Here is a 15246-nt window from a genome sequence, read left to right on the forward strand (position 1 = left end):
AATATCGTGATCGCGCCTCCGGGCTCCAGGGCATTCTCGTTACCGATGGAGACGAAAGCAGGACATGCCGTCAGCTGACCACAACACTGCCGCCGTCAGACTGCTCACGCCAGCGGACGCGACGCTCTATCGAGAGATCAGGCTGGAGGCGCTCGAAGCGCATCCGGGAGCCTACTCCAGCGTGTTTGTGCGCGAGCGCGACATGGCGCTTTCCTGGTTCGAGGAGCGCCTCGCGGCCTCCGACGTTTTTGGCGCCTTCATCGAACAGGAGTTGTGCGGCGTCGCCGGCTTTCGCCGGCAGGACGGGACGAAGACCGTGCACAAGGCGATGCTCTGGGGCATGTATGTGCGGCCAGCGGCGCGCAGCTTCGGCGTGGGACGTCGCCTCGTCGACGCCGTCGTGGCGCATGCGGCGCAACGGGTCGAACAGCTTCAGTTGTCCGTCGTCAGCGACAACGAACCCGCCTTGCGTCTTTATACCCGTGCCGGGTTCATCGAATACGGTCGCGATCCGAAGGCGCTCAAGCAAGATGGCCGATATTTCGATGAGATCCTGATGAAGCTGTTCCTGGACGGGAGCACCGGATGAATGAACCGCAACTCAGAACCCTGCTCGACGGCGGCAAGTATTTCGAGGCCCCGCGCTGGCATCAGGGGCGGCTGTGGTTCGTCGACTGCCTGGCGCGCACCTTGCTCAGCATCGGCCCATCGGGCGACCGCACGGAACATGCAACCTTCGCCGACGACATCCCCTGCGGCACCGGCATCCTGCCGGACGGCAGGCTGGTGGTGTTGACGATGTTTCGCAAGCGTCTCCTGGCCTATGCCGATGGTGTGCTCTCGCCTTATGCCGATCTGTCCGGCATCGCCACCGGCACGATCGACGACATGATCGTCGACGGGCCCGGACGCGCCTATGTCGGTGATCTCGGCTTCAATCTGCCACCGCCGCCCGAGCGCGGCGCCGATGGGCGCATCATCCTGGTGACTCCGGATGGTGAGGCGCGCATCGTCGCCGAAGGGTTGCGCTTCCCGAACGGCATCGCCGTGTCGGCCGATCATGACAGGCTCGTCGTCGCCGAGATGGACGGCGAATGCCTTGCCGACTACGAGATCGGCAGCGATGGCAGCCTGCACTTCCGCCGCCGCCTTGCTTGCGGGAAGGAGCCGGATGGCATCTGTCTCGATCGCGATGGCGCCGTCTGGGTCGCGTCCTATGGTGAAGGCGCCTTCATCCGGATCGATCGCGACGGACGCGAGCGGCAGCGCATCAACGTTCCCGGACGCCGCGGCATTGCATGCGCGCTTGGCGGCGCCGAGCGCAGAACGCTGTTCGGCATCAGTGCGGCGACATCGCCGGAGGAACTGAGACAAGGCAGATCGTCGGCGCGGATCGATATCGTCGAGGTGGAGACGCCGGGATCGGGTTATCCCTGAGCTGTCATATTCATCGGCGCCAGCAAGGGGCCAAATCCTACCACACTCAAGCTCCAAGCCCGGCCGCACCAATCAGGCTACGTGATCACCTCCCAGAAGATCACGACCTCGGCAACGAATGCCAGCGTGAACAGGATGGTTCGCACATAGGGAATGCCGGCCAGGTAGACGACGGCGTGGGCAAGCCGCAGATAGAAGAAGCTTGCGGCACAGAATGCGGTCGTCGCGTTGGCCTGGCCCGCCAGTTGCGCGACGATGACCAATGCTGCAAACGGCGCGAACACCTCGATCGCGTTCAGGTGGGCGCGATTGGCACGCTGGCCCCATGCGGGCACCGGCCGCGGCAGAGCGGGATCGGCATAATTCTTCGGCTCGAGCGGGCCGTTGGTCCTGACCTGGCAGACGATATAGGGAATCCACAAGGCGGCGGTCATCATCGCCGTCAAGACGAGATATTTGAGGTCGGTCGTCATCTGCGCCTCCCGGATTGGATGCCGCCGGTCGCGCGATGTGGCCGGTCGGCCCTATCCAGACGTACGGGCCGTCGGCGGATCGACACCGCCGGGCGATTTTCTTGATCACTCGATTGTGCGCAGCAGTGAGGTCGATCCCGCCGCCGCGGTGCATCTCCGCCCGGTTTCGGCCACTCTGGCGCCGCCTTCCCCCGCCCTGTAGACTCGCGAGCCGGGGCCGGTTCGGGGGATTGATGCGTCTGACGTTGAACTTGAAGACTATCCTGATCGCGGTCGCGGTGATCGCGGTGTCGTTTTTCGTGAGCCTGAAGGCCATGGACTGGCTGTCGTCGCGCGGCGCAGGGACCGCGCCCGCAGTCGCGCAGTTGCCGCCGCTGCCGCCGGTCTCGAAGAGCTCGATCGTGGTGGCGCCCGTTGCGATCGCGCTCTCGGCGATCCGCGAGGCCGCCGACAAGAGCGCGGCGCGCAATTTCACCGGCAAGGCCGACAATCCGATCTCGCAGATCCTGCAGAACGCCGATATCGGCTGGACCGCCTCGCGCGGGCCGATTGCCGCGAGCGGCGACAAGGACGTGCTGACGCTGTCGACACCCCTGACCGGCAAGCTCAACGTCACGGGATCGCTGTCCTCGAAAGCGACCGGCGCGCTCGGCGAGGCGCTCGGCAGCGTGCTCGGCAACAACGCCGCCAAGCAGATCGGCGCCGTCAACATCAAGAACCTGAATGCCAGCGCCGAGATCAAGGGCAACGTGGTCATCACCTCGCGCCCGAAGCTCGCCGCCAACTGGCGCCTCGAGCCCAATCTCGGCGCGCAGGTCAATCTCGGCGACACCAACCTCTCGGTCGCCGGCGCCAAGGTCAACGTGCCGGCGCAGGTCAAGCCGCTGATCGACAAGAACGTCGGCGATCAGCTCAACGTGGTCTCTGAGCGCATCCGCAACGATCCGAGCCTGCGCGAGAATGCGAAAGCGCAATGGATCAAGGCCTGCCGCTCGATACCGCTGCAAGGCTCGGGATCGTCGGCCGCATTGCCGCCGCTCTGGCTGGAGATGAAGCCGATCCGCGCGATCGCGGCCCAGCCGCGCGTCGATGCGCAGGCCGTGACGCTACTGCTCGGCATCGAGGCCGAGACCCGCGTCACCACGACCCAGACCAAGCCCGAGTGCCCGTTCCCCGAGAAGATCTCGATCGTGCCGCCGACCGGTACCGGCGTGAGCATCGGCGTGCCGATCGACGTGCCCTTCACCGAGATCAACAAGCTGATCGCAACCCAGATGGTCGGCCATACCTATCCGGAAGATGGCTCGGGTCCGGTCGACGTCACCGTCAGGAGCGTCAACGTGATTCCCTCGGGCGACCGGCTGCTGATCTCGCTTCTGGTGCGCGCCAAGGAAAAGAAAAGCTGGTTCGGCCTGGGTGCCGAGGCAACCGTACATATCTGGGGGCGGCCGATGCTCGACCAGGCGCAGCAGACGCTGCGGCTCGCCGACATCCAGCTCGCGGTGGAATCCGAGGCCGCGTTCGGCTTGTTGGGGGCCGCGGCGCGCGCGGTGGTGCCGCACCTCCAGCAGGCGCTGGTGCAGAAGGCCACGCTCGACCTGAAGCCGATCGCTGCGAACGCGCGCGACAAGATCGCGGCCGCGATCGCCGACTACCAGAAGTCCGAGGACGGCCTGCGCGTCGAGGCGAATATCGACAACCTGACGCTCGCCGACATTGCCTTCGATTCCAAGACGCTGCGCATCATCGCGGAAGCCGGTGGCTCGCTGAACGTATACGTGACGAAGTTGTCGGGGATGTAGGCTGGCGCCCTTTCTTCCCTTCTCCCCTTGTGGGAGAAGGTGGCGCGAAGCGCCGGATGAGGGGTCTCTATCCGCGCGCTCACCACTAGAGGATCACTCGGGGAGAGATACCCTTCACCCGCGCTCGCTGCGCGAGCGCACCCTCTCCCACAAGGGGAGCGGCGAAGGAACAGCGCCGCCCCTTCCCTTTTTGCATCCCGCCATGACCGGGATCGCTTAGCTGCGGCCGCCGATAGCCGCTAGAACTGCTCCCCTACAACGAAGCCCAAAGAACAACGCTCAGGGAGAACAACCATGCATAAACTGTTTGCCGCGCTCGCGGCGAGTCTTGCTGTTGCGGCCAGCTCCGGCGCGGCGCAGGCGCAGATTTCCGACGACGTCGTCAAGATCGGCGTGCTCACGGACATGTCGAGCCTCTATGCGGACGCCACCGGCAAGGGCTCGCTCGCCGCCGTGCAGATGGCGGTCGCCGATTATGGCGGCAAGGTCGCCGGCAAGCCGGTCGAGGTGGTCGCCGCCGACCATCAGAACAAGCCCGACGTCGGCGTCAACATCGCGCGCAACTGGTACGATAACGAGAAAGTCGACGCGATCTTCGATGTGCCGACCTCCTCGGTGGCACTGCCGATCTCGGCGCTGACGCGCGAGAAGAACAAGATCAACATCAACTCGGGCGGCGGCTCGTCGGACATCACTGGTGTTGCCTGCTCGCCCAACACCGTGCACTGGACCTACGACACCTATGCGCTGTCGAACGTCGCCGGCAAGGCGATGGTGAAGCGCGGCGAGGACACCTGGTTCTTCGTCACCGCCGACTACGCCTTCGGCCAAGCGCTGGAGCGCGACGCCGCCAACGTCGTGAAGGAGAGCGGCGGCAAGGTGCTCGGCGACGTCCGCCATCCGCTCAACTCCTCCGACTTCTCCTCCTTCCTGCTCCAGGCACAGGCCTCCAAGGCCAAGGTGGTGGCGCTGGCCAATGCCGGCGGCGACACCACCAACGCGCTGAAGCAGGCCTCCGAGTTCGGCCTCACGCAAGGCGGCCAGAAGATGATCGCGCTGTTGCAGGAGATCACCGACACGCGCTCGCTCGGAATCAAGGCCACGCAGGGCCTGATCGTCACCGATGCTTTCTATTGGGACATGAACGACGAGACGCGCGCCTTCTCAAAGCGCTTCAACGACAAGGTCGGGCACATGCCGACCATGATCCAGGCCGGGCTCTATTCGGCGACCATGCACTATCTGAAGGCGATCGAGGCCATCAAGACCGACGAGGCGCCGAAGGTGATGGAGCAGATGCGCGCAACCCCGGTCAACGATTTCTTCGCCAAGAATGGCAAGATCCGCATCGACGGCCGCATGGTCCACGACATGTATCTGTTCGAGGTCAAGAAGCCCGAGGAGTCCAAGGGCGAGTGGGACCTCTACAAGCTGATCGCCACCGTGCCGGGCGACGAGGCGTTCCGACCGCTCGACAAGGGCGGCTGCCCGCTGGTGGGCCACTGAGCCGATTGGGATCGACGATCCGCGATGCTGCGGGTCCAGTCACTCCTCATCCTTCCTCAGGGTGAGGGTCGATATCTCCTTATGAAGACACAGACGACAAGGCGCCCGGACAAACCGGGCGCGTTGCGTTTGAACGTCAACGCCGCACTACTCGGCGTACTTGAACTCCGGCATCTTCTTCAGCTCGTCCTTGGTCGCGTTGAACACCGCGTGGTCCGGATACCACTTCGACGTCAATGACGTCGCAGCCGGCGCCGTGTTGGTGGCCGGAGCAGCGCCCGTGGTCGTGGTCGAGGCCGGACGGCCAGGCGGGTTCGCATTGCTGGCGGTGCCATAGGACACCGGCTCGGTCGAGAACTTCACCTTGTCGAACGGCACTGCGACGAGGTGCTCGCCCATGCCGAGGAAGCCGCCGACGCCGAGCACGACGAGCTTGATGTTGCCGCTCTTGTCCACCAACAGATCGTTGATCGAGCCGACGCTCTCGTTGGCCTCGTTATAGACCTTCAAGCCCACCATCTTCGACCCGCGCCAGTCACCCGAGGCCGAGTTCGCTGTCGTCGTCGTGGCGGCCGCGTTCGGCGCCTTGTCGGTGGTGGTCGTCGGATTCTGGGCGAACGCGACGGTTACAAGCAACGCGGAACCGGCAAGGCCGGCCGCGATCGATCTCATCAACATGATGTCCTCTCCTTGATCGAAAACTCGTGTGGAGAGAACCGCGCATGTTGGCCCGCAGTTCCTAACCTGCGGCAATTTCGTCACGCGTTTCGCGCGCACTGCGTCGCGAAGCAAGTTCCGCAGCGAGACGATTTTGAATCGACCGCGAAGGCACGCACAGTTCCCCGCCGACTCTCATGCTCCCTGGGAGAAGAATGAGTGACGACGGGGACTGCGCCGACCTGGCGTCGCGGTCAGGTCTTGTAGTCGATGAGCAGTGCGGAGATCTGCGAGCTGCTCGATGAGCTGTTCGCATTTCCGGAAGCGCCGTAGGACGACGTCGACGACGACATCGATTGCTGGAGCGCCTGGAGGAATTGCTGGAGGATCTCGGCGGTGGAGCTGTCGCTCGAAGTGCTGCTCGTCGAGTCCGTCGAGGAGCTGGACGAGGTGGACGAGCTGTCGTCCGACGGCGGCGGGCCGGGCGGCGGTCCGCCCGCACCTCCCGGACCACCCGCGCCGCCCGGGCCGTTGGCGAAGGCGGACTGGAACACGCCCTTCAGCTCGGTCGCCTGATCGGAGGTCAGCGTGCCGTTCGAGACCTCGTTCGCGATCAGGTCGTCGATCTTGGACTTCATGTCGTCGGGCGACGACTGGGTGCCGCTCGAGGAGTCGCTGGACCGGCTCTGCTGGATCGCCGAATCGATGTCGGTGAGCGCGGTCGACAGCGCGGATTGATCCGACGAGGAGACCGTGCCGGCGGAGACCTCCGACTGCAATTCCTGCTGCAACCGCTGCAGCGGCGACTGGTAGGTGCCGGCGGAGGCCGCCGAGATCGAAGTCATGATGGCTCCGTGGGTTTTGCGGGGTTCCTAAACTGACGGCGTCACGATATGGTTAACGGCCTTAACAAGACCTTGCCGCACCCCGTTCGAGTCGTTACCGGACATTGCGGAAAGGGCCTTTAGAAACATCCAGAAACAAAAAACTTCGCCACTCGAGACGAATCTCCGACAAACAGAGCACATGGCTATTCCTTCGCCCAACATCCTGGTCGTCGAGGACGACCGAGAAACCCGGACGTTGATTGCGAAATACCTGCGCAACAACGCCTGCAACGTCACCGCCGTCAGCGACGGCCGCGAGATGGCGCGCGCGATGGCCGACCATCGCGTCGACCTGATCATCCTCGACGTCATGCTGCCCGGCGAGGACGGGCTCAGCCTCTGCCGCAAGGTGCGCTCGGAGGCGCAGACGCCGATCATCATGCTGACCGCGCGCGGCGAGGACGTCGACCGCATCGTCGGGCTCGAGATGGGCGCGGACGACTACCTGCCGAAACCGTTCAATCCGCGCGAGCTCCTGGCCCGCATCAACGCGGTGCTGCGCCGGCAGGCCGCAGCACAGGCCGCCAGCTCGATCGAAGGCGCGAGCACGCTGGCCTTCGAGGGCTGGCGCATCGACCTGCGGCTGCGCGAGCTGCGCAACCCCGACGGCGCGCGCGTGGCGATGACGAGCGCCGAGTTCGACCTGCTGCGCACCTTCTGCGAGCGGCCCGGCCGCGTGCTGTCGCGCGACAGCCTGCTGGACCTCACGCAGGGCCGTGCCACCGGCTCGTTCGAGCGCTCGATCGACGTGCTGGTCAGCCGCATCCGCCGCAAGATCGAACCCAACCCGCAGGATCCCACCATCATCAAGACGGTGCGCTCGGGCGGCTATCTGTTCACGCCGAGGACGGAAGCGGTTACGGCGACCCTGAATAGCTGACCCAAAGCGGCCCGCCATGAATCTGTTCGGGTTCTTCCATCTCAGGAGCATTGGCGGACAGATCGCTGCCCTCGTCGTGGCGTCGATCATCGCGCTTCATTTGATCCTCACCGCCAGCTTCCTGATCAGCCGGCCGGACCGTGCCGAGATGCCGCCGGACAGCTCGCATCAACTGGCCAATGCCGCGCTGCTGCTCGGCAGCGCCGGCGCGAGCGAGCGGCCGCGGCTCATCGCCGATATCGCCCGCGCGTTTCCCACGCTCGACATCGTCGAGCTCGCGCCAGGCGCGGCCGCTGCAATCGAGGACACCGAAGGCCAGCACCTGCACGGCATGCGCCGACACCTCGGTCACGGCTACAAGGTGATGACGCTGTCGCCCGAGGGCGGCGCGCACCGGGTCGGCGTCCAGTTGCCCGACGGCACGATGATTACCGGTCGCGTCGAGCCGGAGCCGCGGCCGCCGCGGTTCTGGGGCGGGCCGTGGATGATGACGCTGCTGTTCGCGCTGATCAGCGTCACCATGCTGGGCCTGTGGGCCGCGCATGCGCTCGCCCGCCCGCTGTCATCCTTTGCGCGCGCCGCCGAAGGTTTCAGCCTCGACGGCACCGCCGAGCCCCTGCCCGAGCGCGGGCCCGAGGAGATCCGTTCCGTCGCGCGCGCGCTCAACCGCATGCAGGAGCGGATCGCTGGGCTGATGGCCGATCGCACCAAGATGCTGGCGGCGATCAGCCATGACCTGCGCACGCCGATCACGCGGCTGCGCCTGCGCGCGGAGTTCATCGAGGACGAGACGCATCGCAAGCGCATGCTGATCGACCTCGACCAGATGCGCGCAATGCTGGAATCGGTGCTCTCGCTCTTGCGCAACGACCGCAGGATAGAGGCGGTGACGCTGGTCGACATCGCAAGCACGCTGCAACTGATCGCCGACCAGTTCGCCGACATGGGCCACACCGTGTACTACGACGGCCCTGCGCAAGCGACCGCTGCGGCGCGTCCCGACGATTTGCATCGCGGCATCACCAACCTCGTCGAGAATGCGGTGCGCTTCGGCGCCGAGGTGACGATCCGCCTCGGCGTCTCCGGCACCAGGCTGACGATCGATGTCGAGGACGACGGTCCCGGCATTTCCGACGAGCGCAAGCAGGACATGCTGGAGCCGTTCGTGCGCGGCGACGACGCGCGCAACATGGACGACACCACCGGCTTCGGGCTCGGCCTCTCCATCGCACGTGCGATAGCGATCGCCCATGGCGGCGAGCTGTCGCTGCATGACCGCCAGCCGAACGGCCTGATCGTGCGCATGCAGCTGCCGGTCTGGCAGCCGAACAGCCTGGCAGCGTGACGCCAAGGCCTCAGGCGGCGAGCGCGTGCTCGGGAGCCGGCTCGTCGTAGATCGCGATCGCCTCGAAGCGATAGCCGCAGGCGCGGCATTTCCAGAGATAGGAGACCCGGCCATTGCCCGGCTCGATCCAGTCGGGGTGCGCGATCGGCGTGCCGCATTGCGCGCATGGGTTCTGCCTGGGGATGTCGCCGATGTCCGATTGAATCAGGTCAGAGTGCGTCAGGTCTGATTGCATCAAATCTGATCTGGTCATGGCACGTCTCCCGATACGCGTTTTTTTGATTTGGTTTTTTTTGGCCATTCTTCAGGGGATGCGCGAATGGACAGGCACGCTGTCGCGTGCGGCCTCAGCCTGCTGCACCTCACCTGCGGAGAACTTAACGCATGTTTAAGTCGTAAAGACGACGGCGCGACCGAAATTTTTGACGGCGGCGTTTCGCCACATCATCGCCGTGTTCCACGGGCCTAACGCGGACGGGTGCAGGCCATCTGGACCGAGAGATATTCGATGAAAACTTTAATCGTTGCCGCCGCAATCGCGGCCGGATTGTCATTGCCGCACGCTGCAGTCGCGGGCGAAGCGGAGTACGCCGAGATGGTTGCGGCACATGCGCGCGCGAACGGCGTGCCGGAAGCGCTGGTGCATCGCGTGATCATGCGTGAAAGCCGCTATCAGCCGCATCTGGTCGGCCACGGTGGCACGATCGGGCTGATGCAGATCAAGCTCGCGACCGCCCGCGGGGTCGGCTACACCGGCGACGCCGCCGGCCTGCGCGATCCCGAGACCAATCTCACCTATGCCGTGAAATATCTCGCCGGCGCCTATCGCGCCGCCAATGGCGATTACGGCCGAGCCATACATTATTATGCAGGCGGCTATTACTACGCCGCAAAGCAGCAGCGGCTTCAGGCTGCCCAGCAGGCGGATGCATTGGGCAACGCCTGGCTCGAGCCGAATGGCAATCCGCAGCCGATGTTCGCCCCGCACAAGCGGATGGCGCGAAACGTCACCAACGCGAGGGCGCAGGACCAGAAATAGCTCTCGTGTCCCGGACGCGCTGCAGCGTGAAACGCTGCTGCGCAGAGCCGGGACCCAGCGCCACGCATCGATCGGCCCCGGCTCAGCAGCGCACCACGCCGCAAAGAGCGGCGCGCTGCGCTGCGTCCGGGGCACGAGACCGGTGAAGTTCCCGTAAGACGCGTTGACACACAGCGTCACTTGCATACATTAGCGCCGTTCCGAGGGGTGCTCCGAGGAGGAGCTGAGATACCGCTAAATGGGCAAGCCCGCCCAGAACCGCGGTGACCCTTTGAACCTGATCCGGGTCATGCCGGCGAAGGGACAGGGATGTACCAGACGACCAAACGACCGGATTCACCGGTTTCCATCATCGGCGCAGGCATCGCAGGGGCTTGGCAGGCGCTGTTGTTCGCGCAGGCCGGCCACGCCGTCACTCTGCACGAGCGCAGTGACGCAGGCATGACGGACGCCACCAGCCACTGGGCCGGCGGCATGCTCGCGCCCTATTGCGAGGCCGAGGTGGCCGAGCCCATCATCAGCCGGCTGGGCCTGCGCTCCCTCGACATCTGGCGGCGCGAATTGCCGGATACGCCGTTCAACGGCTCGCTGGTGGTGGCGCTCCCGCGCGAGCGCAACGATTTCGAGCGCTTTGCGAGGATGACGGAGGGCCATCAGCGGCTCGATGCCGCCGGTCTTGCCGGGCTCGAGCCGTCGCTCGAAGGGCGCTTCCGCGAGGCACTGTTCTTCCCGACCGAGGGCCATGTCGAGCCGCGCCGCGTGCTGCCGAAGCTGCACGAGCGCATTCGCGCCGCCGGCGGCACCATCAAGTTTTCCAGCGACGTCAGCGCTGAGGATCTCGACGGCATCGTGATCGATTGCCGCGGGCTCGTGGCGCGAGAGGAACAATCGGAGCTGCGCGGCGTCAAGGGCGAGATGATCCTGATCGAGACCAGCGAGGTGCAGCTTGCGCGCCCGGTCCGGCTGATCCATCCACGCTGGCCGCTCTACGTGATCCCGCGCGAGGCGGGCCTGTTCATGCTGGGTGCGACCTCGATCGAGGCGGAGGACACCGGCGTCAGCGTCCGCTCGGCGCTGGAGCTGCTGGGCGCGGCCTATGCCGTGCATCCGGCCTTTGGCGAAGCCCGCATCGTCGAATTCGGCTCGGGTCTTCGCCCCGCCTTCCCCGACAATCTGCCGCGCATCGGCGTTCGCGGCGACAGGATCGCGGTCAACGGGCTCTACCGCCACGGCTTCCTGATCGCGCCGGCGCTCGCCGAGCTGACGCTCGCTTACGTCGAGCGCGGCCAGATCGACAATGAGGTGATGCAATGCGCGTGATCGTCCAATGCGTTTGATCATCAACGGCGAGCAACGCGAGGTGAGCTCGGTAAGCGTCGACACGCTGCTCACCGAGCTCGACTACGAGGGCACGCATTTCGCCATCGCGCTCAATTACGACGTGGTGCCGAAAAGCCGCTGGGCCGAGACAGAGCTCAAGGCCGGCGACGAGATCGAGATCATCACGCCGCGGCAGGGAGGGTGAGGATGATGTTGGCCTGCCACCACGAGTTCCGCCGTCATCCTGAGGTGCGAGCCGCCTTCGGCTCGCCTCGAAGGATGGCCGCGCGCGTTGCTGTCATCCTTCGAGGCGCGCAAGTGCGCGCACCTCAGGATGACGATCCTCGCAAGTTGCCCGCAAGGAAATTAAAGACATGGTGACCTTCTACGGCAAATCCTTCGCCTCCCGCCTCCTGATCGGCAGCGCGCTCTATCCCTCGCCGGCGATCATGCAAGGAGCGATCCGCGCCTCGGGCTCGAACATCGTCACCGTGTCGCTGCGACGCGAGGCCGCCGGCGGCAAGACGGGCGACACCTTCTGGAACCTGATCCGCGAGCTCGACGTCACCGTGCTGCCGAACACGGCCGGCTGCCGCAGCGTGCGCGAGGCGGTGACCACCGCAAAGCTCGCGCGCGAATTGTTCGGGACGTCCTGGATCAAGCTGGAAGTCATCGCCGACAACGACACGCTCCAGCCCGACGTCGTCGGCCTGGTCGAAGCCGCCACCATCCTGATCAAGGACGGCTTTGAGGTCTTCCCCTATTGCACCGAGGATCTCTCGGTCGCGAACCGCCTGGTCGACGCCGGCTGCAAGGTGGTGATGCCGTGGGCTGCGCCGATCGGCAGCGCCAAGGGCATCACCAATCGCGACGCGCTGAAACTGCTGCGCGAGCGGCTGCCCGACATCACGCTGGTGGTCGACGCCGGCATCGGCGCGCCGAGCCATGCGGCGCACGCACTCGAGCTCGGCTATGACGCCGTGCTGCTCAACACCGCGATCGCCAAAGCCGCCGATCCCGTGGCGATGGCGAATGCCTTCCGCCTCGGCGTCGAGGCCGGCCGCACCGCTTATGAGGCCGGGCTGATGAACGCCCGCGACTTCGCCTCCCCGTCAACCCCTGTCGTTGGGACCCCGTTCTGGCATGCCGTATCCTGATCCTTTCTACGCGGTCGTCGACAGCCTTGCCTGGGTCGAGCGCCTGGCCAAGCTCGGCGTCGGCACGATCCAGCTCCGCGCGAAAAATCTCAACGACGCCGAGGCGCTCCAGATCGTCACCGATGCGCTCGCCGTCACCCAGGGCACGCAAGCAAAACTCGTCGTGAACGATTATTGGCGCGCGGCGATCGTCGCGGGCGCAAAGCATCTGCATCTCGGCCAGGAGGATCTGGTCGACGCCGACCTCAAGGCCATCCGCGATGCCGGCCTGACGCTCGGCATCTCCACCCATGACGAGGCGGAGCTTGCGACCGCACTTGACGCGCAGCCCGACTATGTCGCGCTGGGCCCGATCTTCTTCACCACGCTGAAATCGATGCGCTTCGAGCCGCAGGGCATTCCGAAGATCACCGAATGGAAGAAGCGCATAGGCCACATCCCGCTGGTTGCAATCGGCGGCATCAAGTTCGAGAACGCCGCGGAGATTTATGCGGCGGGCGCGGATTCCATCGCCGTCGTCTCTGACGTCACGCAAAATGCCGACCCGGACGCGAGGGTGCGGCAATGGCTTGGGCTTGGTAGCAAGGAGGCTGCGTGATGCACGTCCCCAACTCTTCATCCCGTCACCCTGAGGTGGCCGCTTCTTCAGCGGCCCTCGAAGGGCGACGGCCCGGCTCGTTCATCCTTCGAGGCTCGCGTTCCGCGAGCACCTCAGCGACGAGCGCTACGCGCTCGCACCGGGGATGACGAGATCGACAATGCATCCAGGAATTTAAAGGAGGATCTTTCATGAACATCCGCTCCAATCCCGACAAGACCGTCCCCGCCGTCACCACCGGCCCGCTGCCCTCCTCGCGCAAGATCTTTGCCTCGCCCGATGCGGCGCCCGATCTGCGCGTGCCGCTGCGCGAGATCATCCTCTCGGAAGGCGCGGGCGAGCCGAACCTGCCGGTATATGACACCTCCGGCCCCTACACCGATCCGAGCGTGACGATCGACGTTAACGCCGGCCTGTCCCGCAACCGCAAGGCCTGGGTGCTGGAGCGCGGCGGCGTGGAGGAATATGAGGGCCGCACGATCAAACCGGAGGACAATGGCAGCGTCTCCGCCGAGAAGGCGGCGCGCGCGTTCAGCGCTTATCACAAGCCGCTGCGCGGCCTCGACGGCCACAAGATCACGCAGCTCGAGTTCGCCCGCGCCGGCATCATCACCAAGGAGATGATCTACGTCGCCGCCCGCGAAAACCTTGGCCGCAAGCAGCAGCTCGAACGCGCGGAAGCGGCGCTTGCCGACGGCGAAAGCTTCGGCGCCGCGGTGCCCGCCTTCATCACGCCGGAGTTCGTACGCTCCGAGATCGCGCGCGGCCGCGCCATCATTCCGAGCAACATCAACCACAGCGAGCTCGAGCCGATGATCATCGGCCGCAACTTCCTCACCAAGATCAACGCCAATATCGGCAACTCGGCCGTGACCTCGTCGGTCGAGGAAGAGGTCGAGAAGATGGTGTGGGCGATCCGCTGGGGCGCCGACACCGTGATGGACCTCTCCACGGGCCGCAACATCCACACCACCCGCGAATGGATCCTGCGCAACGCGCCGGTGCCGATCGGCACCGTGCCGATCTACCAGGCGCTGGAGAAGTGCGACGGCGATCCCGTCAAGCTGACCTGGGAGCTCTACAAGGACACGCTGATCGAGCAGTGCGAGCAGGGCGTCGACTATTTCACCATCCACGCCGGCGTGCGCCTGCAATACATCCACCTCACCGCCAACCGCGTCACCGGCATCGTGTCGCGCGGCGGTTCGATCATGGCGAAGTGGTGCCTGGCGCATCACAAGGAGAGTTTCCTCTACACCCATTTCGACGAGATCTGCGATCTCATGCGCAAATATGACGTCTCGTTCTCGCTCGGCGACGGCCTGCGTCCGGGCTCGATCGCGGATGCCAACGACCGCGCACAGTTTGCCGAGCTCGAGACGCTCGGTGAGCTCACCAAGATCGCGTGGGACAAGGGCTGCCAGGTCATGATCGAAGGCCCCGGCCACGTGCCGATGCACAAGATCAAGATCAACATGGACAAGCAGCTCAAGGAATGTGGCGAGGCGCCGTTCTACACGCTTGGACCGCTGACCACCGACATCGCGCCGGGCTACGACCACATCACCTCCGGCATCGGTGCGGCCATGATCGGCTGGTTCGGCTGCGCCATGCTCTGCTACGTCACGCCGAAGGAGCATCTCGGCCTGCCCGACCGCAACGACGTCAAGACCGGCGTCATCACCTACAAGATCGCGGCCCACGCCTCCGATCTCGCCAAGGGCCACCCCGCCGCGCAACTGCGCGACGACGCCCTCTCCCGCGCCCGTTTCGAATTCCGCTGGACCGACCAGTTCAACCTCGGCCTCGATCCGGACACCGCAAAGAGCTTCCACGACGAAACCCTGCCGAAGGAAGCCCACAAGGTCGCGCATTTCTGCTCGATGTGCGGCCCGAAATTCTGCTCGATGAAGATCACGCAGGACGTGCGCGACTATGCGGCGACGCTGAACGATCCGGCAGCGGTCGGCATGTCGATGCAAGGCAGCATCGAGGACGGCATGGCCAAGATGAGCGAGAAGTTCAAGGAGATGGGCTCAAGCGTGTACCTGGATGCGGAGAAGGTGAAGGAGAGCAATCGGGTGCTGTGAGGCTCTCCGCTCCGTGTCCGGGCTTGACCCGGGCAACCTTCAAAAGTGAAGAAGC

The 15246-nt window shown here is 65.2% G+C and carries 16 protein-coding genes and 1 riboswitch; of the genes, 12 read left to right on the forward strand and 4 right to left on the reverse strand.

What is annotated here, in order from left to right:
• Window positions 1–64 precede the first annotated feature (64 nt).
• A complete protein-coding gene (locus NLM33_RS19320) occupies window positions 65–589 on the forward strand; it encodes a GNAT family N-acetyltransferase (RefSeq protein ID WP_254097665.1) in 525 nt (174 codons plus the stop codon).
• Window positions 586–1437 carry an SMP-30/gluconolactonase/LRE family protein gene (locus NLM33_RS19325; RefSeq protein WP_254097667.1) on the forward strand — a complete coding sequence of 284 codons (852 nt, stop codon included), beginning with the start codon at window positions 586–588 and terminating at the stop codon, window positions 1435–1437. Before NLM33_RS19320 ends, NLM33_RS19325 begins: the two co-directional genes overlap by 4 nt.
• A 77-nt stretch (window positions 1438–1514) precedes the next feature.
• Here the strand turns inward: NLM33_RS19325 and NLM33_RS19330 are convergent, their stop codons facing one another.
• A complete protein-coding gene (locus tag NLM33_RS19330) occupies window positions 1515–1910 on the reverse strand; it encodes an MAPEG family protein (protein ID WP_254097670.1) in 396 nt (131 codons plus the stop codon).
• Window positions 1911–2143: 233 nt separating this feature from the next.
• On the opposite strand from NLM33_RS19330, the gene NLM33_RS19335 reads away from it, so the two are divergent.
• Both NLM33_RS19335 and NLM33_RS19340 read left to right on the forward strand, forming a co-directional pair.
• Complete coding sequence (locus NLM33_RS19335) at window positions 2144–3712, forward strand: DUF4403 family protein (protein ID WP_254097672.1); 1569 nt, start codon at window positions 2144–2146, stop codon at window positions 3710–3712.
• 294 nt (window positions 3713–4006) lie between these two features.
• Window positions 4007–5218: an ABC transporter substrate-binding protein gene (locus NLM33_RS19340; RefSeq protein WP_254097674.1), complete on the forward strand. Its 1212-nt coding sequence runs from the start codon at window positions 4007–4009 to the stop codon at window positions 5216–5218.
• 147 nt (window positions 5219–5365) lie between these two features.
• Here NLM33_RS19340 and NLM33_RS19345 read toward each other — a convergent pair whose 3' ends face one another.
• Window positions 5366–5896, reverse strand: a complete 531-nt coding sequence (locus NLM33_RS19345) for a PRC-barrel domain-containing protein (RefSeq protein WP_254097676.1) — start codon at window positions 5894–5896, stop codon at window positions 5366–5368.
• Between the two features lie 233 nt (window positions 5897–6129).
• Window positions 6130–6720 (reverse strand): hypothetical protein, encoded by a 591-nt coding sequence (locus tag NLM33_RS19350; protein WP_254097678.1) that lies wholly within the window; start codon window positions 6718–6720, stop codon window positions 6130–6132.
• Between the two features lie 181 nt (window positions 6721–6901).
• Between NLM33_RS19350 and NLM33_RS19355 the strand changes: the two genes are divergently transcribed.
• Together NLM33_RS19355 and NLM33_RS19360 are read left to right on the forward strand one after the other, a co-directional pair.
• The gene (locus tag NLM33_RS19355) at window positions 6902–7642 is read left to right on the forward strand and encodes a response regulator (protein WP_254097680.1); all 741 of its coding nucleotides are present in this window, start codon (window positions 6902–6904) and stop codon (window positions 7640–7642) included.
• A 16-nt stretch (window positions 7643–7658) separates the two neighbouring features.
• Complete coding sequence (locus NLM33_RS19360) at window positions 7659–8987, forward strand: ATP-binding protein (protein ID WP_254097681.1); 1329 nt, start codon at window positions 7659–7661, stop codon at window positions 8985–8987.
• 10 nt (window positions 8988–8997) lie between these two features.
• Here the strand turns inward: NLM33_RS19360 and NLM33_RS19365 are convergent, their stop codons facing one another.
• Window positions 8998–9222 (reverse strand): hypothetical protein, encoded by a 225-nt coding sequence (locus NLM33_RS19365; protein WP_254105836.1) that lies wholly within the window; start codon window positions 9220–9222, stop codon window positions 8998–9000.
• 273 nt (window positions 9223–9495) lie between these two features.
• Here NLM33_RS19365 and NLM33_RS19370 point away from each other — a divergent pair, with 273 nt between their 5' ends.
• The 6 genes from NLM33_RS19370 (at window position 9496) to thiC (ending at window position 15191) form a co-directional block, all read left to right on the forward strand.
• Window positions 9496–10026 (forward strand): lytic transglycosylase domain-containing protein, encoded by a 531-nt coding sequence (locus NLM33_RS19370; protein ID WP_254097682.1) that lies wholly within the window; start codon window positions 9496–9498, stop codon window positions 10024–10026.
• 193 nt (window positions 10027–10219) lie between these two features.
• A riboswitch (TPP riboswitch) is annotated at window positions 10220–10348 on the forward strand.
• The gene (locus NLM33_RS19375; RefSeq protein ID WP_254097683.1) at window positions 10336–11346 is read left to right on the forward strand and encodes an FAD-dependent oxidoreductase; all 1011 of its coding nucleotides are present in this window, start codon (window positions 10336–10338) and stop codon (window positions 11344–11346) included. It overlaps the preceding riboswitch by 13 nt.
• A gap of 7 nt (window positions 11347–11353) precedes the next feature.
• Window positions 11354–11551 carry a sulfur carrier protein ThiS gene (thiS, locus tag NLM33_RS19380; RefSeq protein ID WP_254097684.1) on the forward strand — a complete coding sequence of 66 codons (198 nt, stop codon included), beginning with the start codon at window positions 11354–11356 and terminating at the stop codon, window positions 11549–11551.
• A 169-nt stretch (window positions 11552–11720) separates the two neighbouring features.
• Entirely contained in the window at window positions 11721–12503 is a 783-nt protein-coding gene (locus NLM33_RS19385) for a thiazole synthase (RefSeq protein ID WP_254097685.1), read from the forward strand.
• Window positions 12490–13101, forward strand: coding sequence for a thiamine phosphate synthase (locus tag NLM33_RS19390; RefSeq protein ID WP_254097687.1), 612 nt, complete (start codon window positions 12490–12492; stop codon window positions 13099–13101). Before NLM33_RS19385 ends, NLM33_RS19390 begins: the two co-directional genes overlap by 14 nt.
• 191 nt (window positions 13102–13292) lie before the next feature.
• On the forward strand, window positions 13293–15191 hold the full coding sequence (gene thiC, locus NLM33_RS19395) for a phosphomethylpyrimidine synthase ThiC (protein ID WP_254097689.1): 1899 nt from the start codon (window positions 13293–13295) through the stop codon (window positions 15189–15191).
• Window positions 15192–15246 lie beyond the last annotated feature (55 nt).

The organism is Bradyrhizobium sp. CCGUVB1N3, from assembly GCF_024199925.1.
Taxonomy (GTDB): Bacteria; Pseudomonadota; Alphaproteobacteria; order Rhizobiales; family Xanthobacteraceae; genus Bradyrhizobium.